23 protein-coding genes and 1 pseudogene are annotated in these 26,068 nt (G+C 59.3%); 6 read left to right on the top strand and 18 right to left on the bottom strand.

What is annotated here, in order from left to right:
* Positions 1–5: 5 nt before the first annotated feature.
* The 8 genes from AC0KUR_RS33930 to AC0KUR_RS33895 form a co-directional block, all read right to left on the bottom strand.
* Positions 6–530, bottom strand: a complete 525-nt coding sequence (locus AC0KUR_RS33930; RefSeq protein ID WP_473377074.1) for a toxin co-regulated pilus biosynthesis Q family protein — start codon at positions 528–530, stop codon at positions 6–8.
* 2 nt (positions 531–532) lie between these two features.
* Positions 533–958 carry a lytic transglycosylase domain-containing protein gene (locus AC0KUR_RS33925; protein ID WP_226158768.1) on the bottom strand — a complete coding sequence of 142 codons (426 nt, stop codon included), beginning with the start codon at positions 956–958 and terminating at the stop codon, positions 533–535.
* Complete coding sequence (locus AC0KUR_RS33920) at positions 955–2,220, bottom strand: TrbG/VirB9 family P-type conjugative transfer protein (protein WP_473377073.1); 1,266 nt, start codon at positions 2,218–2,220, stop codon at positions 955–957. Before AC0KUR_RS33920 ends, AC0KUR_RS33925 begins: the two co-directional genes overlap by 4 nt.
* On the bottom strand, positions 2,217–3,023 hold the full coding sequence (locus AC0KUR_RS33915) for a transglycosylase SLT domain-containing protein (RefSeq protein WP_473377072.1): 807 nt from the start codon (positions 3,021–3,023) through the stop codon (positions 2,217–2,219). The genes AC0KUR_RS33920 and AC0KUR_RS33915 overlap by 4 nt, the downstream gene beginning before the upstream one ends.
* A complete protein-coding gene (locus tag AC0KUR_RS33910; protein ID WP_473377071.1) occupies positions 3,020–4,294 on the bottom strand; it encodes a TraB/TrbI/VirB10 family type IV secretion system protein in 1,275 nt (424 codons plus the stop codon). Before AC0KUR_RS33910 ends, AC0KUR_RS33915 begins: the two co-directional genes overlap by 4 nt.
* Positions 4,295–4,301: 7 nt before the next feature.
* Entirely contained in the window at positions 4,302–5,177 is an 876-nt protein-coding gene (locus tag AC0KUR_RS33905; RefSeq protein WP_175907324.1) for a TrbG/VirB9 family P-type conjugative transfer protein, read from the bottom strand.
* The gene (locus AC0KUR_RS33900; protein ID WP_175907322.1) at positions 5,174–5,890 is read right to left on the bottom strand and encodes a VirB8 family type IV secretion system protein; all 717 of its coding nucleotides are present in this window, start codon (positions 5,888–5,890) and stop codon (positions 5,174–5,176) included. The genes AC0KUR_RS33905 and AC0KUR_RS33900 overlap by 4 nt, the downstream gene beginning before the upstream one ends.
* Positions 5,891–6,016: 126 nt before the next feature.
* Complete coding sequence (locus AC0KUR_RS33895) at positions 6,017–6,361, bottom strand: hypothetical protein (protein ID WP_473377070.1); 345 nt, start codon at positions 6,359–6,361, stop codon at positions 6,017–6,019.
* A gap of 5 nt (positions 6,362–6,366) precedes the next feature.
* Here AC0KUR_RS33895 and AC0KUR_RS33890 point away from each other — a divergent pair, with 5 nt between their 5' ends.
* Complete coding sequence (locus AC0KUR_RS33890) at positions 6,367–6,897, top strand: hypothetical protein (protein ID WP_473377069.1); 531 nt, start codon at positions 6,367–6,369, stop codon at positions 6,895–6,897.
* Positions 6,898–7,123: 226 nt separating this feature from the next.
* Here the strand turns inward: AC0KUR_RS33890 and AC0KUR_RS33885 are convergent, their stop codons facing one another.
* Positions 7,124–8,521 (bottom strand): replication initiation protein, encoded by a 1,398-nt coding sequence (locus AC0KUR_RS33885; protein WP_226158776.1) that lies wholly within the window; start codon positions 8,519–8,521, stop codon positions 7,124–7,126.
* An 809-nt stretch (positions 8,522–9,330) separates the two neighbouring features.
* Between AC0KUR_RS33885 and AC0KUR_RS33880 the strand changes: the two genes are divergently transcribed.
* Both AC0KUR_RS33880 and AC0KUR_RS33875 read left to right on the top strand, forming a co-directional pair.
* Positions 9,331–10,539, top strand: coding sequence for an AAA family ATPase (locus tag AC0KUR_RS33880; RefSeq protein ID WP_059669010.1), 1,209 nt, complete (start codon positions 9,331–9,333; stop codon positions 10,537–10,539).
* Complete coding sequence (locus tag AC0KUR_RS33875; protein WP_226158777.1) at positions 10,536–11,510, top strand: ParB/RepB/Spo0J family partition protein; 975 nt, start codon at positions 10,536–10,538, stop codon at positions 11,508–11,510. Before AC0KUR_RS33880 ends, AC0KUR_RS33875 begins: the two co-directional genes overlap by 4 nt.
* A 993-nt stretch (positions 11,511–12,503) precedes the next feature.
* Here the strand turns inward: AC0KUR_RS33875 and AC0KUR_RS33870 are convergent.
* The 3 genes from AC0KUR_RS33870 to AC0KUR_RS33860 all read right to left on the bottom strand — a co-directional run bounded on the left by AC0KUR_RS33870 (position 12,504) and on the right by AC0KUR_RS33860 (position 13,468).
* Positions 12,504–12,848: a hypothetical protein gene (locus tag AC0KUR_RS33870; RefSeq protein ID WP_473377068.1), complete on the bottom strand. Its 345-nt coding sequence runs from the start codon at positions 12,846–12,848 to the stop codon at positions 12,504–12,506.
* 96 nt (positions 12,849–12,944) lie between these two features.
* The gene (locus AC0KUR_RS33865; protein WP_264164209.1) at positions 12,945–13,241 is read right to left on the bottom strand and encodes a phage integrase family protein; all 297 of its coding nucleotides are present in this window, start codon (positions 13,239–13,241) and stop codon (positions 12,945–12,947) included.
* 20 nt (positions 13,242–13,261) lie between these two features.
* Positions 13,262–13,468 (bottom strand): hypothetical protein, encoded by a 207-nt coding sequence (locus AC0KUR_RS33860; protein WP_226158780.1) that lies wholly within the window; start codon positions 13,466–13,468, stop codon positions 13,262–13,264.
* Between the two features lie 1,029 nt (positions 13,469–14,497).
* Here AC0KUR_RS33860 and AC0KUR_RS33855 point away from each other — a divergent pair.
* Positions 14,498–14,962: pseudogene (locus tag AC0KUR_RS33855) on the top strand (IS3 family transposase); the annotation flags it as partial.
* Positions 14,963–15,318: 356 nt separating this feature from the next.
* On the opposite strand, the gene AC0KUR_RS33850 reads toward AC0KUR_RS33855, so the two are convergent.
* From AC0KUR_RS33850 to AC0KUR_RS33825, 6 genes are all read right to left on the bottom strand, one after another.
* On the bottom strand, positions 15,319–15,780 hold the full coding sequence (locus AC0KUR_RS33850; RefSeq protein WP_226159382.1) for a hypothetical protein: 462 nt from the start codon (positions 15,778–15,780) through the stop codon (positions 15,319–15,321).
* Positions 15,781–15,819: 39 nt separating this feature from the next.
* Positions 15,820–17,277 (bottom strand): TolC family protein, encoded by a 1,458-nt coding sequence (locus AC0KUR_RS33845; RefSeq protein ID WP_226159383.1) that lies wholly within the window; start codon positions 17,275–17,277, stop codon positions 15,820–15,822.
* Positions 17,267–18,688 carry an HlyD family type I secretion periplasmic adaptor subunit gene (locus tag AC0KUR_RS33840; protein ID WP_473377067.1) on the bottom strand — a complete coding sequence of 474 codons (1,422 nt, stop codon included), beginning with the start codon at positions 18,686–18,688 and terminating at the stop codon, positions 17,267–17,269. The genes AC0KUR_RS33845 and AC0KUR_RS33840 overlap by 11 nt, the downstream gene beginning before the upstream one ends.
* Complete coding sequence (locus AC0KUR_RS33835; RefSeq protein ID WP_226159385.1) at positions 18,685–20,814, bottom strand: type I secretion system permease/ATPase; 2,130 nt, start codon at positions 20,812–20,814, stop codon at positions 18,685–18,687. The genes AC0KUR_RS33840 and AC0KUR_RS33835 overlap by 4 nt, the downstream gene beginning before the upstream one ends.
* Positions 20,815–20,890: 76 nt before the next feature.
* Positions 20,891–21,433 carry a cystatin domain-containing protein gene (locus AC0KUR_RS33830; protein WP_473377066.1) on the bottom strand — a complete coding sequence of 181 codons (543 nt, stop codon included), beginning with the start codon at positions 21,431–21,433 and terminating at the stop codon, positions 20,891–20,893.
* A gap of 389 nt (positions 21,434–21,822) precedes the next feature.
* On the bottom strand, positions 21,823–21,948 hold the full coding sequence (locus AC0KUR_RS33825; RefSeq protein WP_473377065.1) for a hypothetical protein: 126 nt from the start codon (positions 21,946–21,948) through the stop codon (positions 21,823–21,825).
* A 1,647-nt stretch (positions 21,949–23,595) separates the two neighbouring features.
* On the opposite strand from AC0KUR_RS33825, the gene AC0KUR_RS33820 reads away from it, so the two are divergent.
* Complete coding sequence (locus tag AC0KUR_RS33820; protein ID WP_226159387.1) at positions 23,596–24,459, top strand: peptidylprolyl isomerase; 864 nt, start codon at positions 23,596–23,598, stop codon at positions 24,457–24,459.
* Between the two features lie 176 nt (positions 24,460–24,635).
* On the top strand, positions 24,636–26,068 hold a 1,433-nt coding region (locus tag AC0KUR_RS33815), incomplete at its 3' end, for a ShlB/FhaC/HecB family hemolysin secretion/activation protein (protein WP_473377064.1).

Below are 26,068 nucleotides of genomic sequence, written 5' to 3'. Positions count from 1 at the left end.
GGTTCTCAGTCCTGGCAGTTGCCCGCGCGTGCGATCACGCGGATGACGTTATTCGAGTGGCGGCACGCGCGCGTCGGCGTGCGCATGTGGTTCGTCGCCTTCATCACCTGCTGCAGGACGGAGGTGAAGTCGCCCGTGAAAGACGCGTTGAATTCGAGCGGCAGGTCGTCGTCGATCTTCCACGCCAATTGCCAGCCCTGCTGCTGCAGCCAACGGTCGAGCGCATCGCGCAAATTCACGTCAGCCGGCGTCACCGAGAAAGTCAGCGTGCCATTCGCGGCTGGGGCACTCACGCCCGGCAACTCGACAGCGGCGACGTCGGTCGCCGGCGCCGGCAGGGACGGCTCTCGCTTCGTGCTGTCGGCCGCTGCCGGTGCCGCTTTCGGCGTCGACGCAAGCACCTGCCAGCCGTCCGCATCAATCGAGCTCGTCGCTGCTTGGGGGGCCGCAATCGCCGCGACGCTCAGGGCGGCAAGCGCTACCGCTACGATCGCGCGTGCTCGCGCCTGATTCGAATGTGTCTTCTGCATGGTTACCGACCCTGTTGCATAAAGCGGCGATAGATCGCGCTGGCGTAGACGAGCTGCTTGGACGGCGTCACCGCGTTATAGGCACCGACTGCCTTCCAGTTCGGCCCGAACCGGCGCACGTTCGACGCGAGAATCCACGCCCCGACATATGCGCTCACGCAGCCGTTGAAGAGGTGCTCGCGACGGATGCCGTAGCGGGAAAGCGTCGGGAGCCAGGACGTGTTGATCTGCATGAGCCCGATGTCTTCGCTGCCGTTCGTGTTCCGGTTCACTGCATTGGCCCGCATGCCCGACTCGTGCTGCGCAATCACGCGCAGCAGCCGCGGATTGACACGATGAAAGGCGGCCGCGTCATCAAGGCAATCTGCGCGGGCGGGCAATGCGGCGATCACCATCACGGTGGCGACGATCGAGACGATGTGCTTCATGGCGTCGGCCCCCCGCTCGCCTGCAGCGACGCGTCAGGCGCTTCGCGATACGTGACTTCCTTACGCCGCTTGACGTGGATCGTGTTGCCGTCTGCTGTCACGGTGAACAGGTCGGACGTGCCTTCGAACATGAAGTAGCGGCCCTTCTGCTCGCCGATGCCCAGGTTCCGCGCATCCGTAACACCGACCCGCACGACCGATTCCGCGAACTTGAAGTACGTGCGGCCGTCGCGATCGAACACGGCCTCGAGCTTTGCCGGGTTCGGCTGGTCGAAGTCGTAGACAGTCTTCGCGTCCCGCGTCACTTCGACGTGGTTTGTCGCGTCAGCCACGATGAAACGTTCCGCGCGGTCGATCGTCATCACGTTCTTGACCTCGTCCCAGCTGGTACGCAGCGCCTTCCCGTCCGGTGTCTTGAACGTGACGGTCTTTGCCGGCTTCGCCGTGAAGCGGATCTGCATATGCGTGTCGTCGCCATCACGGATAGCCTGCGCGCCAAAGCGTTCGGCCAGCCGTGACACCGGTGCAGGCTCCGCGGTAACACGCGCGACGACGCGGTTCAAACCGGCCTCGTCGGCATCATGGCCGGACGACGCATAGTTCAACGCCGCAGACTTCGGCGCGTCGCGATGCAGCCGCACGTGTCGCTCACCGAAATCGACATCCGCGTACAGCCCGGTTTGCGTCATCAAGCGATCGAGCGCCTGCAGCCAGTTCTCGCCGTCGCGCGTCGCGAACAGCTCCGAGGTCGTCAGGTCAACGTCCTTCTGCGCGGAACCAGTCCAGCCCTGTGGGACGAGCGACTTGACCACGTTACCGACCGGCATCGACGCATGCAGCGCGCGGACGGGCGCGAGCGCGGAGCGCGTGCCGATCAGCACCAATCGGTTCGTGAAGCCATCGAAACCGGCCGGTTGATCGTCCTTCATCGCAGCCAGTGCGCCGGTGCCGCCGATGAAGGTGTTCGCCTTCTTCCAGCGGGCCGTGGCCGAATGGGTACCGACCTTGTACGTGATCGACGCCGGCGTGCCCTCGACGACGACGTACGGACCTTCGGTATGCCCACCTTCGGCGACGATGACCTGCCCCGCGCGCGGCTGGATATAGGTCTTCGTCTCGTCGTTGAAAATCAGCGCCGGCCGCTCGGAGATGCCGCCGAGGATGTCGTAGTCGAAGTCGAACGGGTCGGTATTCGCCGCCGATGCGGCCGCACACACGATCGCCGATGCGGCGCACGCGAAAATCTTGGTCGTGTGCTTCAAAGGCCTGCCTCGATCAAGGAAAGGTGTCGAACGAACCGTGCAAGGTACGAACGACCGAGATTGGGATTCGCGCTGTGGTAATAGGCGACCGCCTTCGCCACCGAGTCAGTTCGGGCAAAGTTCTCGGTCAGAATCGCCTCGGCTACCGCGACGTTGGTCGCGGGCGCGAGCGCAGCCCATGCCGACGCAAAGCGTTTGCCGTGGTAGCACCAGTTCACCTGCATCAGGCCAACGTCGAAATCGCAGCGATCGCGCGCAAGCAGCGTCTCGATCGCCTTGTAGGCTTCTTCGCGCGACTTGAAAAAGAAGCCCTGACCCGCAACGTTCAGGGTCCATGGCCACGCACGGCCGCGGTAGTTCGATTCGTTCAGCGCGATGCCGGCGAGGATCTTAGGATCGACGTTGGTGTGCAGCAGCTCGAACGGCACGACCGCACGGGAGCACGCCCATCCACCTCGACGTTCGGCGAGTGCCGCCTGCGCGCCGTCATCCAGTACGAGCGGTTGGAGCCAACCGCGGTCGATAAACAGGTCGTCCAATGCGACATCACGCCCATCGATCGAGACCGTGACGCCGGCGTCACTCGAGCTGCGCACGGGCTGGCCGATCAGCGGAGACGCCCATTCGACGAACGCATCGAGGCCGCAGTAATAGACCGGCTTCCCCGGCAGCATCGCGACGCGTCGCACCGCGCCGTCCTGGATGACGACACTCACGGGGCTGATGACCTGCGCGATCACGGCCGAATGCGCATAAGCACTCGCCGATGCCATCGCGGTCGCAAAAATCAAGTGCTTGATCATCGCGGCTCCCGGTACGGCTCGAGCACCATGTCGCGATTGATCTTCATCATGAAGTGCCGTTTGCCCGGCTTCGACGAGATTGTCGGCGGGATGTTTTTGTAGCGGTCGAGCACCGACTGCGCGGTTTGCGCCGCGATCTGGCCACCCGTGCTGCCCACAGTGGTGACGCCGAGCGGGCCAGTCGTCGTGCTCTGGTCGCTGTTAGAGAACGCTTTAACTAGAATGGCCGTGAGGAACGAGGTCGAGTAGATCTTGAAGAAGTGGTTGTTTACGTCACCACTGAAGCCAGCCGTGCCGTCGCCGTCGGCACCTTGCGCGCCGTACAGCGGCACGTGCTTGCCGTTCGGCAGGCGCATCTCCGCGCCGGCGACGAGAATCGACTCCTGGCCCGGCTGAATGTCCGAGCTGTAGGGCGCGACGATCGTTGTGCCCCACGGAATCACGAGGCAACGCCCATCGCCATTGTTTGCGTACACGTCGCTTTCAACGATCAGCGACGCCGTGCCGGGGCGATCCGAGTTCAACGCCTCGTTCGAGAGAACCGGAATCTTCGCCGGCGGCGACAGCGTGCAACCGTGCGACTGACCGACAAAGCCGGTCCGCGCGAAATCCTTGTCGCCCTCGCTCAACTGCGCGACGTCGTGCATGAATGCGTTGTCGCGTTGTTGCGTCGTCATCGCTCCTGCCGCCTGCCCACCGCGTGATGCGAGTCCAGCCTGCGCGGTAGCTTCTTTCATCGCCGCGTCTTGAGCGGCCGCCTGCTGAAGCAGCATCTGTTGCGGCGAGATCATGCCGTTCGGCAATTGAGGCTGCTGCGGCTGCGCGTCCTTCACCTTGACACCCGGGCGGAAGATCGGCGAGACGTAGATCGTGTCCTGGTCGTTTGCCGCCTTGAGCTCGCCCGCGCTTGCGCTCGGCAGGACCGCGTCTGCAGACAAGGTCGGCTTCTTCGCATTTGCGGACGCGGCGGCGCTTGCGGCGGCCGCTGCTTCCGCCGCGCGCCGACGGGCTTCGGCCTGTTGTTGCTCGATGATTTTGTCGACGTCAGCTTTGTCAGCGTTGCTTTTGTCGACCGCTTCGGCCGCTCGTTCTCGCTTTGCCTTCAGCGCTTCTGCCTCTGCCTTGTTCGCTTCGACGGTCTGCGTGTAGAAGCCCAGCGAGCCAATACCAAGGGCCGCAATCGCACCGACCGCAATCATGACGTTGCGGGGCACCTTGCCCTTGAACAAGGCCTTCTCCTCCGGGCTGCTCGGATCGATCTGCTTTGCCATACCGACCTCAGAACCCAAAGAGGCCGCGACGGCCGCGCGTGATCGTCACCTCCTCGCCCGGTCGCGTGAGCTTCACTTCATCTGCAAGTCGCTGGATAACGATGTACGGGCCGCGCCGGATAAAGTTCGGGCTGACGATGTCGCCGCCGTCGTTGATGGTCGGCACGGCAAACGGCGTACGCGGCGGCATCCGGATCCAGATGAACGTGCCATCGTCGAAGACCGTTTCGGGCTTGAGCGAGCTCGTGCCAGAAACTGTGTATTCGAAGTTCAGCTTGTCCGGGGAGACTCCGATCGGCCCGGAATCTGATTGGCCAGCGTGGTCGGTATCGCGATCGTCGCCGCCGGCATTCCCGCGCGTGCGCACTTTCGCCATCAGCGAATTCGGGTAGTTGAAGCGGACGTTCTGATAGAACAGGCCGCCCAGCGGCGACGAGACAAGGGTCAGCTCGTACTCGCGCTTGTTCGTGCTCAGGTGGAGCGTGTTGACGAGGCCAGGTTTCGTGGGCTTCACGTACACGTGGTTTGCGCCGTCCGTATCGATGACCCACTGCACCGAATCGCCCATCGCCGGCTCGCTGATTAAGCTCTCGCCCCGCTCCAGCTCGATCGTCGTGAGCTTCAGCGGCGCCGTCATCACGCGATAGATCTGGTCGCGGCTGTACGGGAACACGGCCATGCGTGCGTCGCCAGGCATCGTGATGGGGTCGGCGCCTGAGTTGTACGGGTTCACGGGGCTCATCGCGTCGCCGATAATGCTGCCGACATCGAAACCGGGAATCGGCGACACAGGACTTGCGGCAGTCTTTACGGCGAACGCATTGGCCGACGCCGCGATCAACGCGAGCGTGCCCCAGATCAGGAGGGAACGTGGTCGTTTCATGCGCCGGTTTTCTGCAAAGTGAAGAACGGGTAGTAAAGGCCGTACGGATTCGTGCCGAGTACGTCTTCCGCGGTCGGAGGAATGATTTGGTAGCGCATCGTCAGCGCGAAGCGGACATCGACGGGCTTGTCGGTGGGCGATTGCCGGGTCGAGGTCGTGAATTCGACGACGACGGTCGAATCCTCCAACAACGAGACGTTGGTGACCTTCGGCTCACGGACCAGCTTCGGATTGGTGGTGATCTGGTCGAACGGTTTGTCCTCGCTGATCCAAGACGCGAACTGGTTCTTCGCGTTACCGACCATCTTTGCTTTGACGGCGTTGATGTTCTTGGCGAGGCGTGAGGTACGGATATCGTCGGTGAGGACCGGCTCGATCGTGAACCAGTGCTCGACGTCCTGTTTGATCGCCGTGCGTTTCGCTTGATCGTCGGGGTTGTACGCGGCCAGTTGCTTGACCAACGGATTACCGCCGGCATCGGACGAGACACCGTAGGCCCTCACCACCGACGGCGGCGGTTGCCGGGTGTACACGGCGCCACCAGCGATGATCGCAAGGACGAAACAAAAGGTCTTCCAGTGATTGGCTTCGACGCGCAGACGGGTCCCCTGATCGAAGATGATCGTCTCGGGATCTTCGTTCGAGTAATGGCCGGGCGCCGGCGACAGGGCGACCTGCTTCTTGCTACGGGGAAAGAGTCTGGGGAGTCGCATCACGGAGTTCCAATTGGGACGGATCAATTGGAACAGCCGAGGCGACAACGGCACCTGGGAAAAGAGCCGTGATTTCAGGGACCTTTTCGAGACGACGGACCGCGCCGGGTCGCGCAGCTGGCGCGCTCAACCGGTTGAGGGGTATTCGGCAAAAAGCTCTATCAAAATCGTGAGCTTTTGCCGGTTGCACATATGCGTTTGTGAGGTACCGTTCGAATCCTCTACGAGATGGCAACTTGCAGAAATTGCACGCGTGCAATGCTTGCCGCGACGTTCGGCGATCAGTTGGCCCACTGCGGGAACTCGTTTAAGAAACAAAAGCTTACGCCGCTCCAGCCGAAAGACCCGAGTGCGCAGCGGGCGCTCCTCCCCCTCAACCGGTTGAGGGTCATATTTCAATACACACAACAATCGTTGAGATTCCTCAGCATAACCACCAGGATTCTTCCTTATTACTTCCGTAATCACCACGCACCATGACCGACGATTTCTGCGCTTACAGCGTACCGGACCGAGAAGCAGCCATTTCGATACACAGACGATTGCGGGCGGACGGGACTTCGATATTGCGCCGCGGGCAGTTCTATATGGCGATGCTCGAGCAGGGTCTCTGGTCAAGCCAAGCGGCGATGGCAGCAGATCTCAAAGTGTCCACATCCAACGTTTCCCGGTCCATGACGGCTGCTCGGCTTCCGAGAGCTATTGTCGATGCGGTCGGCGGTGACGGTCGGATCACGTTTTCCGTAGCCAACAGCCTTGATTTCATCTCGAAACATTTGGGGAGCGCCATCGTCGATGAGCGGGTTCGACAGATGCCCGTTGGCTTATCCATCAAGGAGATCGAGCATGCGCTACTTACCGGTGCTCCGCCGCGTGCGGGTGAAGTAACGGTTTCCATATCAGCGAACCGTACACACCTCGTCGTGGAGTCAGACGAACTGTCCTCGGTGCTACGGAAGGTGCCCGACATCGCCCACCTCATTACTGCAATCCTGCGCGCCAAATGAACCCAAGCTTTCCCGGGTTCGCCCGACTGGCCAGCAAAATTTTTCTAACTCGGCTGAACGGACATACTGGCGCGTTTACGAACGTGTCCGCGGGCGCACAGGAATACTGCTGCTACACGATTGCAGGCGGAGTCTTGCAGACGAGTAGGCGTCGAGATCGTAGGAGAGGTCACCTACTGAGATCGTCGGTGAAGGGATGGCCCCTTCGAGAACAGTAGGCCGATCGCTATGCCGCTCGACCTCGCGAGCCCGGCGCTTTCGCTTTTGACTTTGTCTTGTTGAAAACGAATCGCGAAAAGTCACCTACGAGATCGACGTCTCCAAGCACCGTTGCCTCATCAACGATCTCTGGATTCAACTTCAAGCGCCTCAGCATAATTTTCCCGCCTGATGACGAGAGGTACGTGCGCAGCCATTCGTCCTTTTGCTTCTGCTCCGCTGCATCGTACTGGGCTCGGCCGGCGCGCGCCTCTTCTCGCATGCGATCTTTGGCGCTCGTTTCTTGAGCGGCCGTGTTAAGCGCCGCAATGGACTGGGTCTTCACTTTATCGTCCAGCTCGCGCTGCTCTGCCAGCGCAAGCGTCTGTTGGACGGTTATCATTTCCCGTTCTGCGTCAGAGACGACCCATCCTTCCTTCAATGCCTTCATGAAGAAACCCGCAGGACTCTTGGATACCTTTCCGAGCTTCAAGCTGAACCGGGTTCGCTCGATCGCTTGGCGGAGACGATCGTCGGTATATGTCCCGCGGTTGGCGCCAATCTGGTTCAGCTGATCGCTCGATAGCCCGAACTCTTGCTTCAAGACGCGATAGATCTCTTGAGCTTCCTCGTACGTGTGAAGCACCCGCTCCGCAATGTCCTTCCGAGCAATCCGAAAGCGCAGTCTTCCGATCTTGCGCGATCCCGGTTCGTTTCTTGTTTCGTACTCCAATGTAATGTCGGAAAGTTCGTTGATTTGCTTCACCGCGGGCTCTAGCCAATCCCGCTTGAAGTATTTGAAGACAAGAGCATTGGCGCCCATTTCCCCCTGCCAACCGCGAAGTTCGTCAAGAGTCAGCCAATCGGTGCCCCCCTCGTCCGCAAACGGAAGGAGATGGTCATACATGACCCGCGCATAGCTTAGCGTGAACAGTGAGGTAATCCGCAGGCTTAGCCAATGGGACTTGCCTGGACCTCGGATTATCGAAATCAGGTCAGTTGGGATGCGGAACTGGAATCTCCCCCCTTGGAACGAAACTCGGCCGATAAGCTGCACTGAGCCAAAGGGCTTATCGCCCTCCGGCGTCGGAGCGGTGGTCGCTTGAATCAGTGCCTTTTGCGCTTCGGTAATGACCTGCTCGAGATGGGCATTGTTACGACTTGAATACCGCATCAACCACTTGAAGTAGTCCAATTCAACGTCGTACAGGTCGTGGACGCGATCTTCCTGAGCAACGATAAAGTAAGCCGCATCAATCAGACGACGCGCCGAAACACCAAGGTCTACGATCCGGATAAGGATGTTCTTTCGCGCGAACCCGACATCAGAGCGAGCTGCGTCAACCGCTAGTCCCTCGGCAGTGGCATCTTCGAATAGCGCCAACGCGAGTTGCCTCGACGTGGCGAGTTGCCCTACTTCGGTCATTCGGTCGTCGCTCCAGATCGGTTGTGATGTTGGCCGGTAGGTTATGCGGGCGATAGTGACCTGTCAACACAGATTACCTCACCTTCCCTGCTACCTGGTCACAACATCCCTCACCTCAACCGCCAAATCACCTCACCTTCCCGCCTAAACATCTCACCTTGCGCGCCTTTTTACCTCACCTTTGCGGGGAAATCGTCACACCTTGCGGATCAATTCACAGCACCATCAGCACAATTCGCCTCACCCAAGGTTGACTAAGTTATTGATTTAAATAGATTCTTGTATCGCTGTGGGTTGTTGGTTGGTTTATGTTTTAGATAAAAACCCACCACAGAAACACCAAACATGTCTCAAAAAATAGGGCTGCGTCACAGCACCTCTTGTGCTTCTCGTCAAAAACGAGGCCCGCACGGTTGCCATGCGATGCGCTTTTCAGCATCCAACGTTCAAAATAACCACCAAAAGGGGCTGTGAAAGGTGAGGTTTTTTGTGTGGCTCTGTCGTGGACATGCAGCTACAGCTTTCGGTAGCAATCGAAAGGTGAGGTGTTTTGTGCTGTCGATGAACGCCAGTTGCTTACGTTGGCACTTTGTCGTCTGATGCGCTGAAGGCTTGCGGATGCCGGCCGAGTGGCGCTACCTCTGCCCCGTTCAATATTGTATTTGCTGTCGAGTCACTGGCTCTTTGGTACCCGGTGACGAATTCACTGGTCATCGGGGAAGCTACCGCGTATTCTACGGTTTTGCGGAGATAATCGTCAAAACCGTAGAAACATACTCTTTCCGTTTATCACGGAGGTTCTAGACACAATGAAATTAAGTGAGCTGCCTGAAATTGACCGACGTGTGAATCTTCCCAGGCTCGGCGAATTTGCCGATCGATTGGCGGTCATGACGAACGAGCTACGAGATCAGATTCTTGCACCCCGGCCCCGAAAAACTGCGCCGGTCTTCACGACATCGGAACTTGCCGAACTTTGCGGAATCGATCGAGCAAAGGTTCACTATGAAGCCTCAAAGGAAGGTGGAACATTGCCACCAGGCGTGGCCAATGGGACTGGACGGACAAGACTCTTCTCGCTCGCTGAAGTGCGAACATGGGTCCAGCAGGTATCGGATATTTACCAAACTCCTCTCGTAACGGGTACGCGCGATCACGAAGGTAAAGTGCTGACCATCGCAAACTTCAAGGGCGGCTCGACAAAGACGACGATGACCATGTGCATTGCGCAAGGTTTGAGTCTTCGTGGTCGAAAAGTGTTGGTGATCGATCTGGATCCTCAGGCCTCTCTTTCGGAGCTTTGCGGGCTTTATGCGGAGAAAGACGTCACCGAGGACGATACCGTGCTTCCGTACATCTTTGACCAAAATGTCGAGGGCGGGCTCGGTGCAGTAATTCAGTCGACCTATTGGGATGGGATCGATCTCATCCCGGCACACAACTTTCTGCACCACGCGGAGTACTTTCTTCCAGCGATGCAGAAGTCGAAGCCGAATTATCAGTTCTGGTCTGTTCTTCGACAAGGTCTTGAGCCCCTTCGAAAGCATTACGACTACATTGTGCTCGATACAGCCCCTTCGCTCTCATACATGACCTTGAACGGATTGATGGCGGCGGACTCGATGGTGATGCCGTTGGTCCCAGAGAGCTTGGATTTCATTTCATCTGTGTCGTTTTGGTCGTTGTTTGCGGACGTTGCGCAGGGCTTCGCTGCACACGAGGTTGAGAAGACATATGACTTTATCTCCGTTGTCCTCTCGAAGGTCGACTACGGCGTCACATCGTCTGCCCCAGTCGTACGGTCTTGGGCGCAACGCGCATATGGAGATTGGTTGCATACGACAGAGATTCCGGCCAGCTCGGTGATGAGTAATGGCGCCTTGGCATTCTCAACGGTGTTCGATCTCAGTCGGTCGGATAGCGTGGCTAAGACGGTTGCGAGAGTCCGACAGCCGTTGATGGACTACTGCCGTTGGATTGACGATTCGTATGTGGAGGAATGGAGGAAAGGGAAATGAGCAGCATCCGCGAAAAGATGATGGCGAAGACCGCGGAGCTGCGTTCCGCGAAAGATATTGACCTGAGCCCAGACCGGAAGCCAACGGCTCCACGAACTGGGCCGGGAATGGCTAGCGCGCTTGCCACGGCACAGGAGCGAATCGCTGAACTGGAGAAGGCCGCTGCGGCTGCTGCTCCAGCTGAGGTGTCGGTGGCGGATATTCGCCCCAACCCTTGGCAACCGCGTCGGGTTTTCAACGAGGCGAAGCTGAACGAGCTGGCATCGAGCATTCGAGCGAGCGGGCTGATTCAACCGATTGTTGTCAGGGCGGTTTCAGATGGCTATGAGATTGTTGCAGGTGAACGCCGGTGGCGCGCTCATAGACTTATCGGGAAGGAGTCAATTCGAGTCGTCCAGGTTGAGATTTCCGATCAAGACATGGCGATGCTGGCGCTTGCCGAGAATATTGTCCGAGATGGGTTGAGTGACTATGAAATTTCATTGTCGATTCGGCAGACTGAGAGGGAATTTCCGAATCGAACGCAGATGGCCGCTGCGCTCGGTATGGCACGGTCGGACCTGTATCGCCTCCTGTCGTTTGCCGACCTTCCCGAGTTCATCATCAAGGATCTTGATCTCCAACCGAACCTCCTCGGCGCGACTGCGGCGGAGGCCGTTGTATCGGTTCTGAAGAAGCATGGAGATGTCGCTGTTGCTGCGGCAAAGACTCACTGGGCTGATGTCGTTTCGGGCGAGTTAGATCAGACGAAGTTCGGGCGGAACATTAGACAGGCGGTAGAGAGTGGCGGCAAGGAGACTTCGGTACGCGATCGGAACATCGAGAAGATTTTTGCAGGCAAGAACCAGGCAGGATCGATTACTAAAGATTCGAGCGGTTTTACCGTGAAAATCAAGCCCGGCATGCTTGACGCTCGACAGGAAGAGCGAATTCGGAGTTTGCTAGCAGAGTTATTCGGTACAGCAAGCTAGCTACCGGATCAGAAACCGGCAAGAAGCGGTTTTTTTCGTCCGGACTTTGTTGCGTAGTCGTCGGACAGACCGCTGTCCCAAGTTGGGACAGCGATGTTGATAGTGCGGGCGATCTAGGCTGTCCCAACTTGGGACACACCGGAGAGACTTTGGTGAACAAATTCCATAGCCGAGTGCCAAGAATAGCTCCTCTCGCCGGTCTTATATACTGAGTTCGTGGCTGGAGCCCGCGACTGTCGGGAGGTTACCGAATGCCTCAATGTCCCAGACTATCTGGGACATTGAGGGTTACTAGGGCGGAAACTCGGGGATCATCTGGGAGTTTGGTAACGCTGACAGACCGATCTCCGGCTTAATCTGGGAGAAGTCATTTGCCTGACGGTCGACGGAAAGGTTCGCGGTGCTGGGCTGCCATGCACATTATCTCCAAGGCAATGGGGGCGCGTATTCAATCTGCACACGAGTCAGGAATAATCGTTCGTTCGCCGCCAGTCTGAGGAAGACCTTAGCCTTCCTGTACTGACGACCAAGCTCCGCAGTCGCATAGATCGATATGGTGTCGAGCGAATCGTGACCGTCAAAATTCCGCGCGCTTTCAGGCCCATGCCATTGGCGAGCGCGTGCAACACGAACGTGTGACGCAGCCACTGCGGACTGGCCGCGCTGAAGACCCCCGCATGGGGCGAGTCCTCGTGCAGCGGGGCGCCAGTTGCCTTCGCGAAGAATTACCTAACCGCTTTATAAAGCTGGATCGGATGGATCGGTCGGGTTTGCCGCGCCCACGTCGCGAGTTCGGGCGCCGAATCGGTTTCGCTGGCCCTCGCTACGCTTCGTATCCGGCCGATCTCGGCATGCGACAGCAGCGCCGCGATCAACGGAGTAGGAGCCGGGCGAGCGAAGGGATCACGCGGCAGGCCACGCGGTCGAGATAGTCGCCCATTAAGTCGAGCACTGCCGGCACCAGCGGCACGAAGCGTTCGTTCGCCGCGCCGCTCATTGCTGGCGGCGTCGTGCCTCGACCCAGCGAACACGCACCTTCGCGAAGGCGTTGTCAGCCAGGTACTGCGCGCCGACCGGCTCACCGAAGAACTTCTTGCGCGCGGACAGCGCGTCCTGCCGGCTCTTGACCGATAACGGTCGGCGGAACGGCCGCCAGCCCAGATCACCGCGATGGTCGGTGCCCGTCATGACCCATTGGTTCGCAGGCTGCGGATCGGTTAGGAAGTCGTTGATGTATTCCCGCGCATCGTGAGTGGCGAGGCTCGACAGCGCCTTGCGCTTCACGAAGATCGCCCAGAGCAGCAGGCGCTCGGCTTCGGTGCGGTAGCGTTGGCGCATATGCGGGTTCCCCTATCCGGCGAGCCAGAAATCGATTGCCTCTCGGTCGTTGTTCGTGCGGCTGCTATTCTTGACGAGAGTGCGGTGCACGCCGTGCTAGCCGTTCTGCTCGGGCGGCAGCGAGAACAGTACGCGTGGCACGATCGCGGTGACGGGGCGGCCTACGGCGAGCTGTGGCCCCGGCAGGATGCCTTCGGACGCGTGGGTTTGCGCGCCGGCGGCCAGTTGCAGTCCGGCGACGTTCCCGTAGTGCGCCAGCCACGCGACGATGCGGCGCACGCCTACGTCGCCCAGACACGGCACGCGTCGGTGCCAGCTGCAGCCGACTGCGTTGATCGTCTCGACCAGCTTGCCGATCGTGGTGAGGCCGACGTCGGCGAGGCGTAGCGCCATGGCGGTATCGAACCAATCGATCACGTGGTGCGGGGAGCGGATCTTCGACCACCAAGCGCCGCTATCTGCCGCGCGCGCAGGCGGGCGTTGATCTGCTGCCGACGCAGGGTCGCGCCGGCGTCGGGTTCCGCGCCGGCATGCCGGGCGGCGAACAAGTCGAGCAGCTCTTTCCCGGTATAGAAACCGTCCGGATCGTGCTCGGCGGCGAAGTCCTCCACCGACGGCATGGCCAGAGCCGGAGCGTCGGCCGCAGGCGTTGCGGCGAGGGCGGCCGGCCGGATCGCCAGCAGTCGGGCGGTCGCAAAGTCCCCGCGTTTGCGGGCCGCGGCGACGAAGGCAGTGACCGGCCAGGCCAGGTGCGGGTCGGGGCCGCTTTGCAGACATCGTGCCCGAATGTGAGATACTGGTCGGCCAACTCGGTGAGATCTAGCTCTTCCAGATAGCCGCGAAAGAAGGCCAGGTGCTGCAGGCCGAGGCGGCGGCCTTTCGGCCGGGGCGGTCGGCATGGGCGCGCCGCAGCCAGCCGCTCGCGGAACTCGACATCGAGCACGTCTGTATCGTTGGCGGTCGGCATAGGGGTTTGCTGGGGCTACGGAAACTGCTTTATTCGATACGATGCCGCGCGCCGGCCTTGGTGACCGCCGTTCGATGAAGTAAAACTTTCACCGACCCGTCGGGAGCCGATTCACACGGAACGTGAACGTAGTCCGCCGGTCTCAGATGAACAAGATTCGCTTCTCCGATTTCGGAAAGAAGAGTGGAAAATCTCGATGTGGAGAAGGCAATGTTGGAAATCTGAGGCGGTCGACGGCATGGATATCGGAATCTCGTGGAACATCGTACAACGAGATGTGCCTCGCCTAACGTATTGTTTCGAAAAGGCATTTCGCGATTCATATATTGATGTTTCACGAATTTCTTGAATGAGGCTCGTTCTTTGGTGCGGAAAGCCCACTGAGAAGGCCGCTCTTCCTGTCCGACACCACTCCGATTTCAATCCGTATCATTTGACACGTGTTTCGTAGTATTCGTTCTCTCCGGCAGCGCGTCGTCTAGCCTTAGCGGTTTCCCCTATCCGTCACTCGCACCTTTGGTGTAGCAAAACGTGTGCATAGCTTACATGGAGTGCGCGATGCGTTCACCACGTTTCCGAAAAGCGGCTACCGACGTACGTCCGTACGGCGCGTGTCAGCGTCGGATAGATACTCCCCACTTTGGGATGCGTCCAAAATCTTGGACTACTTTGGAGGTAGTCCATGTATTCATACGAAGAGCGTGTTCGGGCGGTCGGGCTGTACCTGAAGCTCGGGAAGCGCATCAAGGCAACCATTCGCCAGTTGGGTTACCCGACGAAGAATTCTCTCAAGGCGTGGTGTGACGAATTCGAAAAGAGTGGCGATCTGCAGAAGGGGTATGTTCGCGTAAAGCCGAAGTACTCAGAGGAGCAGAAGAACTCGGCACTCGAGCATTACGTCAACCACGGGCGCTGCATTACCTTCACCCTCAGGGTATTGGGCTATCCCTGTCGCGAGATACTGTCGAGGTGGGTTCGTGAGCGCTATCCGGAAACCAAGAAATGCATGGTTAGCAAGGCGGGCAGACCGGCCGTGTCATTGGCGTCCAAGCAGGCCGCAGTGTACGAACTGTGCACACGGGAAGGAAGTGCACAGGCGGTGGCGCGAAAGCTGGACGTCGACAGGGTGACACTGTACAACTGGAAGCTCTGCGTATCGCTGATCGGGATATAAGCGAGCGCAGGGGGGCCTGCAGTCACTTTAATCGGCAACCGATAGCCTCGACACGGCGGCCGCGTGATGGGCCCGCTGTAAGTCACAGTGGCCATGCGGCACACGCCCTGCTGCCTCGAAGGATGCGTGTTTCGACCTGGCGCGCTCAATTGTGACCCCGCCCCACCTGCCCGCAAAAGTGAACGGTTTTTATGCGCGCATGCACTGCGCTCTCCGGGCTGCCCAGGACGGGCAGTGCAGCGGGCGGCGGGGCGATTTCGTTGTGCAGTTTTACGTACCTTGATTATGCAGTTTCGTTACGCCGCTGCCGATAGCCAGCATGCGACCAATTACGCGCCCGGTTTTTTCGCAGGCAGAGGAGACGGACGACCATCGCTCGCGAACTTTTCCAGACGTTTCCATGCCTGTGCGAGCCGAAACAGCGGCAGTGTCGACGTTAACGTGTCGTACAGGACCACGATTTCGCGCATAGCGACGGCATCCTCCTTCGGCAATGACCAAGACTGACCAGCGTTACCGCGGGCGGTGCAACGAACCAGCGCCGCTTCGGCCTCGAAGTACCGATCGAGGTTGTCGGGATCGGGCGTCGCATCACGTAGGAAGTAGGTCATATAAACAGCGACTGTCATGCGATCCTTGAGCTCCATCGTGCCTTTCCCTGCACATAGCGCGCTCAAAGCAAGATGGACCTCGATCATGACGCTGTCGACATTGACCTTGGGCATTGGCAGCAGCATGTCTTTGCCAAGCGTGCGGCGACTGGGTGCCCGAAGCGGCAGCCGATTGATCATCGCAGTCGCCCCCGTTCGTTACACGCCGCCGGTTTGATGCTATTGGGATCCATCAATACGCTCCTCGTGGTTGACGCTGTCCATGTCGAGCCGCCCCAAGCGGGACGCGAGCATCAGTCGGGCGCTATGCCAGTCGGCCAAGGCCTGTATGCGCTTTTGTTGCGCGCTCGCCAGGGCGGTCTGGGTGTTCAACAGCTCCAAGATATTGCCGACGCCGGCCCGATAGCGGTGCTGGGCGGCGTCGAACGCCCGCCGCGCGATCGTGAGCAACGTGTCGCTCTGGGTTGCGTTCGCGCTCGCCGTTCGCAATGTCTGCCAGGCCAGCCATACATCGAGCGCCACTTGCTCGCGCGCGCCATCCAGCAGGTCCTGCTGCCGCTCGGCCTCCGCGCGCGCTTGCGCAATCTGGTAATGCCGTCCGAAGCCCTCGAAGAACGGGATGCTCACCTGCAGGCCGACGTAGGCATCGTGCCCGGTCGCTGGATAGGTCGGGATTCCGAGCCCGAGGCTGGCCGGCTGGTTGTTGCGGCTGTACTTGGCGACCAGACTAACGCTCGGCAGCCCAGCCGCACGCGTCTGGTCGACCTTGGCCAGCGCCGCCTCGAATTGCGCCTGTGCGGCGCGCACGCTCGGATGGGTTTGCTTGACGTCATCGATCAGGTGCGCGACCGGCTCGCTCCACTCGCGATTCGGCAACAGCGTCGCTGTGACCGACGGCACCAATACCGACGCGTACGGGTCAAGGCCCATGTCGGTGACGAGCGTGCCGAGCGCCGCTTGGAGGTCGCCTTCGGCCTTGGTCCGATCCGACACGGCCTGTTCATGCTGCGTCTGCGCCTGAAGCGCATCGGTAATCGGCGCGACGCCGCGGTCGACGCGTGCCTGCGCCACCGTTGCGCTGTCGGCCGTCATCCGTTCGATATCCCGGGCCGCGTCGAGCGCGCCTTGCGCGGCCTGCGCGGCATCGTAGTCCTTCGCGACTGTCGCGAACGCCTCCTGCAGCGTCGCGTCTTGCGTTGCTCGCGCGGCGGCCAGCAAGTCCGCCGCATTGCGCAAAGCGGCATTGCGCCCACCAAAGTCGAACAGCAGCCAGTTCAACTCAACGCTCTGCGAGCGGACCGTTGCGGCCGTATTGGAGCTGAGTTCCGGGTGGCCGGTCACGTCAGTCACCGCGTTATCGCGCACGCCTTGCCAGTTGCCGGACACGGTCGGCAGGAAGGCCGCGCGCGCCACGCCGACGGCCGCCGCCTGCACCTTCACTGCCGCCCATGCGGCGCGCGTCTTCGGGTTGTGACACAACGTGCGCGCGACGGCCTCCGGGAGCAATAGCGGCTTGTCCAGCGCCCCGAAGTGGCACGCGTGCGGCCCGGCGATGATCCCGGCGCCAGGTGTATCCGGGACAGTCCGTTCCGCGAGTAACGGGTCGAACGCCAGCGCCGGCAGGCTTGCCAGGATGAGGCCGGCCGCCACCCATCGCATGCGCTGCTTACCGCTCATGCAGGCTCTCCTTCGCACCTTCGACCAGTGGGCCAAGGAAGTACTGCGCGACGCGCTGCTTGCCCGTCTTGATGTCCGCTGTCACTGCCATACCGGGCGTCAACGCAATCCAGCGGTCGTCGATTCGCATCTGGTTGGTCTTCAGGCGAATGCGTGCCGTGAAAACCAGCCCCTGCTTCTTGTCTTGGGCGGCGTCATTCGCCACCGAGATGACTTCTCCCTCCAGCAGCCCGTAGCGCGTATACGGAAATGCCTCGATCTTGACCGCCGCACGCTGGCCGACCTTCACGAACCCGATGTCCTTGTTTTCGATCGTCGCATCGACTTCCAGCGTGTCGTCCGGCACCAGTTCCATTACCGCCTGGGCCGTCGTGACCACACCGCCGAGCGTGTGGACGGCGAGCTGCTGAACGGTGCCGGCCACTGGCGCAGTCAAGTTCATCAATGCCGCCCGGGTATGCGCTTTCGTCTCGTCGTTCCGGCTCTGCGTGAGCTGCTCGTTGGCCTTTTCGAGCGCATCGAGCTGTTCGCGACGAAACTGCGAGACGGCTGCCTCGATATCGGCGCGCTGCTCGGCGATGCCGGCGGCGAGTTCGCGCGCGTGACCGCGTTGCGCGGCCAGCTCATGCTCCTGGTCGATCGCGGTCTGTTCCTTGTCCAGCCAGTCATGCTTTGCGACGTACTGATCGGCCGCCAGCGCGCGATAATCGTTCGCCTGATCACGCGCGAGCGGGGCTGTGGCGGAGAGCTTCGCGATTTCGGCGCGCGTGCTGTCGAGCCCGGCCTCGCGTTTCGCGAGCTCGGCACGTGCCGAGGTCAGCTTGTCGCGGAATTCCAGCCAAGCCCCCTCGGCTAAACGCTGCGCTTCCGACAGGCGGTCAGAGGGTGCGCCCTCGATCTGAATGATCTCCGGCGTGTCGTTCGACTGCAACGCACGGAGCAGCGCCTGCGCGCGAGCGGCTGCCAGCGCCGAGTCGAATTTGGACGCCTTTGCCTTATCTTCGTCCGCTATTGCCTGCGTCGTGTCCAGCGTCATCAATGTCTGACCGGCAGTGACGCGTTGCCCATCCTTGACGGCGATTTCGCGCACGACGCCAGTAAGCGCCGGCTGGATGATCTTGACCCGCGCATTCGGGACCAGTTTGCCTTTTGCGGTCGCCACAATGTCGAGCTTCCCAAAAATGGCAACCATCAATCCGAGTATCACCAATGCCGCAATGAGGCGGATCGTCCACCGGGGTGCGGGGTGCACGGGCGTTTCGACCAGCTCGAGATGGGCGGGCTGAAACGCTAGCTCATACGGCAAGCGCGGGGACGCATCGAATTGGGCGCGGTTGGCCCAGACCGCGCCAAATACTTCCGCATATCGCCGCGCAAGCGCCGCGATGGCGGAGAAACCGAAATCCTTCATGAGCTTGTCGCGTTCTGGAGGGAAACAAGGTGGGCGTAATAGCCGCCGCGCGCGATCAGATCGTCGTGATCGCCGTGTTCGACCACCTGTCCGCGGTCCATTGCGTAAATCCGGTCTGCGTGCCGAACCGCAGTGAGGCGGTGCGCGATGATGATCACCGTACGTCCCGCGCAGATCTGGCGCATGTTGTTCTGAATCACCCGCTCCGTCTCGAAATCCAGCGCGCTGGTCGCCTCGTCGAAGATCAGGATGCGCGGATTGGTCAGCAGCGCCCGCGCGATCGCCAGCCGCTGACGCTGGCCGCCGGAGAGGCTCGCCCCGTGTTCACCGACGATCGTGTCGTACGCCTGCGGCATCTCACAGATGAAGTCATGCGCGCCGGCGAGTTCGGCCGCCCGTATCACGGCGTCGAGCGGCGCACCCGGATCGGCCAGCGCGATGTTCTCGCGAATCGAGCGGTTGAACAGGAAATTCTCCTGGAGCACGACGCCGATCTGACGGCGCAACCACGCCGGGTCGGCCAATGCCAGGTCAATCCCGTCGATACGGATTGAGCCGTGTTCCGGCAGATACAGACGCTGCAACAGCTTGGTCAGCGTGCTTTTGCCTGAACCCGAGCGCCCGACGATACCGATCACTTGCCCGGCGCTGATCTCGAGCGACACATTTTCCAGCGCGGTTGGCGCGTCCGGCCGGTAACGGAAGCGGACGCGATCGAGAGAAATGTGGCCCAGCAACGCGGGCGGGACCTGTTGACTCGCCGGAATCTCGGTGCGGGTATTGAGGATGTCGCCGAGGCGCTTCATCGAGATACCGGTCTGCTGAAAATCCTGCCAGAGTTGGGCGAGCCGTAATACCGGTCCAGCCACGTGTTGTGACATCATGTTGAAGGCGATGAGGCCACCGACCGTCAGCCTGCCGTCAATGACCAGACGGGCGCCGAAGTAGAGGGTTGCGAGCGTGACCAGCTTACCGACGTACTGGATCAGCTGCTGGCCGACATTGCCGAGCTGCGTGACGCGAAAGCCCGCGGCGACATAGGCCGCCAGTTGGGCCTCCCAGCGGCGGATGAATTGCGGCTCGACAGCCATCGATTTGACGGTTTCGACGCCGGTGACCGCCTCGACCAGGAATGACTGGTTGTCGGCGCCGCGCGAGAATTTTTCGTCCAGGCGCTTGCGAAGCGGCGGTACAAGACCACTCGAAATAGCCGCATAGAGCGGCAGCGAGGCGACGATGATCAGCGTCAGCCGCACGCTGTAAAGACACATCACGCCGATGAAGACGAACGAAAACGCGATGTCGATGACCGCAGTCAGCGCCTGGCCAGTCAGAAAATTGCGGATGTTCTCCAGCTCGCGCACACGGGCGACAGTATCGCCGACGCGACGCGCGGCAAAGTAACTGAGCGGTAATGCAAAGAGGTGCCGAAACAGTCGCGCGCCGAGTTCGACATCGATGCGATTCGTTGTATGGGAAAAGACGTAGGTGCGCAGGCCACCGAGCAACACCTCGAACGTCGAGCAGATAAATAGCGCAATACAGGCGACGTTCAGCGTGCTGAAAGTGTGATTGACCAGGACCTTGTCGGTGACAATCTGGAACATCAGCGGCGAGACAAGTCCGAATAGCTGAAGCAGAAGCGATACGCCGAGCACTTCCAGTAACAACCATCGGTACTTGACAATCGCCGGGATGAACCAGGAAAAATCGAAGTGCGCAAGTTCTCCCGCCAGCGAGGCCCGCGACGCGACCAGCAATACCCGGCCGCTCCAGCGCGCTTTGAGGCTATCCAGCGGGATGATATCGGGCCCATCTTTGTGCGGTTCAAGCACTAGGGCGCTGGTATCATCGCAACGCAACAGCACAAAGTGATGCCCGTCCCCAGACAGCATGAGCGCGGGTAACGGGAGATGCGCAAGTCGCGCGGCCTTCGCGCTAACCACACGTGCCTTCAGACCGAGGCGCCGTGCCGCTAGTACCAGTGCGTTCTCATTGAATAGGCCGTGCGGATGTGCGGCTTCATGGCGTATCTGAGCGGAATTCGTGCTCAAACCATGAAAGCGGGCAAGAAACACGAGACCGTCGACGCCGAGGTCCGAATTGGCGCTTGTAGAAAAATTCATCGTATCGACGGCTTGAGACGGCGGGTACGCATGTCAGCATGCGGTGTGATGGCCGCATGCTGAATGCATTCCCGGTTTAGTGGTTGGAGGTGGCAAGTAGAGTAGACGCAGAGATAACCGTTTGACCGGGCGACATAGCCGTCAACGCCGGCGCTGTACCAAAGCTTGCCATTGCTTGAATCGTCTGAGCCAGTTGAGGGTGTTTTGCTGGCGTTTCTTGCCAACTGGTCAAGGTCTCTTTATGAAGCCACGGCTGAGACCAAATAGTCGCAGTCACGTTTTCCTTAATACCGTTATCCATCACTGTCATCGAGAGCTGGTAGTTCTCTCCTGAGACGACCTGTTGCTGGGCCGAGTTAATCGACAGCAGCGAAATATTATGACCAGTCTTGTTATGCTCTTGAACGATTGCCGCGATCGCAGCTTGTTTGACGTATTGATCTTTCGTAGAAACAGAGCTCCAGCCGCCGGTATTTGGTTGCCCCTGTGCAGACGAAGCCGTAATCTGCACTGTCCCAATCAGTGGTGCAGCAATTATCGAATCCACCGGCACATGGGCAACAGGAATCGAAATCTGGTATGCGTTACATCCCGCAGAAACATTATCAGCTAAATTCATTGTGAGTCTCCGTTAAAAATATAGCCACATAATGTTTAATTTGAGTCAAATTGTGGCTTTTTGACTCAAAAAGTCGGCGTGTGACATGCCGGTTTTCGTGTCACGATCATATTATGATGTGACTTTTTTGATTTCATATAATTTGATGCGGAGCAAAAATTCTCGGCTGCGGTTATTGAGTATAACCTTGGCTGCGTTCCAATCGTTGCAATGATAAGCGCGTCAAATGCGGCGCCATGTTTAAATAATGTTAAGTTGACTATAATTAAAATTTCTCGAAAATGAGAAAATTGATTCTGCGCGGACCTCCATTCGCTTTCGCCGCAGACGTTCACGCCCGTGCTGTCACCCATCAAATGAATAGGGTACCCCTTGCGAACGATCGGCAGTTATGCGTCAGGCTTTTGTGCGCGGCGACAGAGCGGCGTGTATTTCGGTACCGGCAAACTGGCGAAGGCCAGATCTCGCAGGTTCTGCGCAAAGCACTGTAGGGCTTGCATTTGCAGACGAAACAAGGCCTAAATCGGTGCATCGCTGTACGAGCGCGCACGACCACTCGTCGGCTTGACGTCGGGCGTGCTCGCAAGGGTGTTCTCGTTGATCCACGTAGCGGGTTTACCTCTTTTGATCAGTCAGGCGTTGTACGCCGCCCAATTTTTGACGCGGTAGTTCGCCTTCGGCTCGTGCGTACTGCTCTTGTCCCTCCGCTCTTCTAGGTAAAATCGAGAATCTCGGCGGGAATCAGAATTGTCAACAGAGGCGTTGTCCCGATTGTCGCGCGCAAACGTCGCCGCGGCGCGTCCGGATTCATGCAGCGGCACCCTTCAACCAAGAGCTCAAATTTCAGTTTAGTAGCACTAGGATGCGTTGTATGCAATCAAGAAGCGGAAAACGTTCAATTCATCGATGGCCTTGACTCGGTTTTCATCGTGAAGCTACCGGCGCCAATTTGTAAGCTTGAGATGGTGCGAAAAGATCGTACGCCCCTGTGATCGCAAGAGGGAGCGAGCTCGTGTGAGCTCTGTGAAATTTGTTGAATTGCTCTACAGATGGCCGGTCTGACATTATCTAGCTGCTTTTGAGTTGTCTCCTCAAAAGCGTAATTCGGGTCAACTCGCATGTGCGAACCACGGCTGCCAATGGCAGCCGTGGATTTTTTTAGTGCGTTATGCTTTTTTCGTCAGTGTCCCGGTTGAAAAATGAGAGAAAAATGAGAACTTTGCTTCGTTAATGTAACGGACAAAAGATAAAGTTTCAAATAGGGTTTCGTCGTGTCACATATTATGGCGCCGCAACGGCAATGCGAGTTGCGCTGCTTTTAAGTCGACTGCGCTAGTTGGTTTGGTCGAGTGCGTCGAAGCCTGTCCCCGGTAAATTCCTCTATGTGGCGCAAGTATAAGCAAACCGAGTAATGGTTTTGCATGAGCTTGAAGTGATGGTCTAGATATCGGTGTTCACTCGTTCGTGTGGCGCGGGGATCTCGGGGGGTAATTCGGCGCAGTAATTCCCAATAAACCTACGTTGCAATTGACGCGCGAGATTGGCTAAATCGCTCCGTAAGACGGCCAAAAACGAAATCGTGGCAGCAAAGTGCAGTTGATGGTAGTTCCGGTTTTGGGCATCTGTTGGCGCAGCTCATCACGCTGCCTGTAAGCAGAAGCTTGATCAAATATACAGTTCGCACTGCCGGTTCGGCGCGTAACGCGCTGGATTATGAAAGCTCGTCTTGGCAGATCAGTGCCATATTGGCGGAGGCGTGATGCAGGTCGCGTGTCACGAAGGCTGCAGATCATCGAATGGTTCGGGTCCGAGGCGAAGAAGGTTGTGCTGTTGCTGCTACGGCGTTAGGTGGTCGAAAGCAGCTTTGTCTGGGTTAGTCTTTTTTGCCGGTTTGCGTGCAATTGCGAGCGCTTGCCAGAAATCCTCGCCGAATTGGGTTTTCTTCGTCTTCGCGGCTGCATTTTGTGACAAGCCGAGTAGCGGAGCGCCGCTACTGCTTGCGTCATTCCGTCGCGCATGGCCTAGACCGTGGACTTTCTCAGATGCGCCTACGTTGCCTGGTTCGGTTATGACTATTGTGTTCCATACCTAAGTGTTAAAAATAGCAGAGTGTCGTGAAAGCTTACCCACGGCGTCAAAGTGAAATTGAAGAGGAATGAACGATGCGCGCAAAGACGTGGTTTGAAAAATGGATGGTGGCGGGTGCTGTGATGGTTGGGGGCATAAGTGTGACCTCGGTCGGGTTCTCGCAGGAAGCGGCGAAGAGCGAGGCGCTGCCCGCTGGTGCGGCCGCTGTGGTCAATGGGGTGACCGTTACCAGCAGCGATATCGATCAGGCGCTAAAAGCCACTCGGCAACCGGACAATCCGCAGACGCGTCGGCAGATGCTGCAAGCGCTTGTGGCGCTGGAAATTTTGCATCAGGAGGCCGAGCGCAAGCATTACGGCGAACGGGACGAAGTCAAGAAAGTGGTTTTCGAGGCGAGAAAAAATGCCGAGGTCCAACTCTATCTGAGCGAGAGTATTCACACTGCTCCGGTCGCCGAGTCACAGGTCAAGAGCCGGTACGAGCAGCTTGCTGCCGAGGCAGGCAAGGATGAGTACCAGTTAGCGATGGTTGTTCTGGATGATCTGGAGTCGGCTTCGAAGGCGATGCAGCAATTGACGGCCGGTGAGACCTTCGATGCGGTGGCGCGACAATACGGAGCTGCGAAGGACGGAACCGCTGGCCAGCCGTTGGCGTGGGTGAGCTTCAAGTCGCCGGCTGTGCAAGGGCATACCGGTTGGTTGCCGCTCCCGGTTGCGCAAGCGTTGGAGCATTTGTCGGTCGGGAACATTACTCCCCAGCCGATCAAGACGGGTGAGGGTTACACGATTGTGAAGCTGGTGTCGAAGCGGCCCACGCAGATGGCGTCGTTTGACCAGGTGAAGATGCAGTTGCAGTCTGAGATGCAGGTCGAGGCGATGCGCAAGGCGATTGCCCAGCACGTCGCAGAACTGGTCAAATCGGCGACTATTCAGGAGTAGGTTGCCGTCACTTGGTCGGGAGGGTGGGCTGCGGCAGGCAGTCTGCGACAGACAGGGCGGTAAGGCTAGAGGAGGAGAAATTGGGCAAGGGATCATTCATTCGATTCGGAGTCCATATAACATTGATTCTTTCAAGCGCTGTCTCCTCCGTGACGTCGGGCGCCGAGTTGGGAGTGTTGACGCTGGGGCTGGCCACCGGGATGCCGGTGACAGTGGGGGGCGGGGCGCAATGCACGCGATTCGATACGCTGCGGATCGATGGTGCGGCCCACTTGGAGCCGGCTGCGCGTGACTCGATCAGAGCCCAAGTGCTGGGACACTGCTTGACGAACTCCGAGGTCGAAGCCGCGGTCGGACAGATAACACGCTGGTATTTGAGTCGCGGATTTATCACGACCCACGCCTACCGACAGATCGAACCTTTCGCCTCGCCTGGCGAGTTGCGCGTCCTCGTGGTCGAGGGAACGATCCAGGGATATCGGGTGGAACACCCTGGCTGGCGAGGTATTCATCCGACGCAGATATTCCCGTTCAGTGTCGGTCATATACTCAACCTGCGCGCGATCGAGCAGGGGGTCGAACAGCTCAATCGCTTGCCGTCGTTTAGTGTCAGCGCTGATATTGAGCCAGGTGATGCCCTGGGGCAGAGCGTGGTGAAGTTGATGAATCATGCGCGCGCACCGTGGCAGTTGGGACTGGCCTTGGATAACTACGGTAATGCCTCGAGTGGTCGTCTGGAGACTTCGGCGAGCGCGACAATCGACAATGCGTTGGGGCTCGCGGATCAGGTGAGCGTGACTGCGTCACACACGCTGCCGTTTCGGCAGCGTGCGGCGCACGCTGGTAATTATTCGGCGAGCTACAGCATGCCTCTCGGGCCGACATTGATGACGCTCGGTTGGCGTAGCGGAGAGTACGGGCAGATCATTGGCCTGTCGTCGGGGCTCGGTGTGCTAGGCACGGGCAGCTATGCGAGCCGGTACGCACAACTAGCTTACACGATGTGGCGCGACCAGACCTTGAAGTTGGAAGCGCATGCCAAGCTTGATATTGCCCGATATGAAAACGATTTCGATGCGCAGGTGCTCCCATTGCAGAGCCCGCGATTGACCATGCTGGAGTTCGGCACAACGGCGCGGCGCACGCTAAGTGGGGGCGCGATGACGAGCGATTTGGGGTTGGTGCAGGGTACGCGGTGGTTTGGTGCCACTGCGGACCTACCTTACCCGGGACTGCCGCTAGCGCGTTTCGTGGTCCTACAAGGCGGGGTGAGTGTCGATGACGTCGTGACGGTCGGTCGCACCGATCTATCGATTCATAGCGTATCCCGGATGCAGTGGTCGCGGCAGCGGCTTTATTCGGGTGCCCAGATGCTGATTGGGGGGCCGCAGACCGTGCGGCCTTATTTGCGTTATGGCCTGTCGGGTAGTTCGGGCGGGTACACGACCAATTCGGTGGGTCTGCCGGGGGTGCTTGGGATGCAAGGCATCGCGACGCTGGAGCCCTACGTAGGAATTGACGCGGGGAAGATCCTGCGCTGCAACTCGTCGACTGGAGAGGGAGGAAGCCTTTTCGGGTTGACGACGGGCGTGCGTGCGAGATCCCGGTG

The organism is Burkholderia sp. YHN3-13, assembly GCF_055810675.1.
The sequence above is the reverse complement of the archived record's forward strand: the minus strand, read 5'-3'. Positions and strand labels throughout refer to the sequence as shown.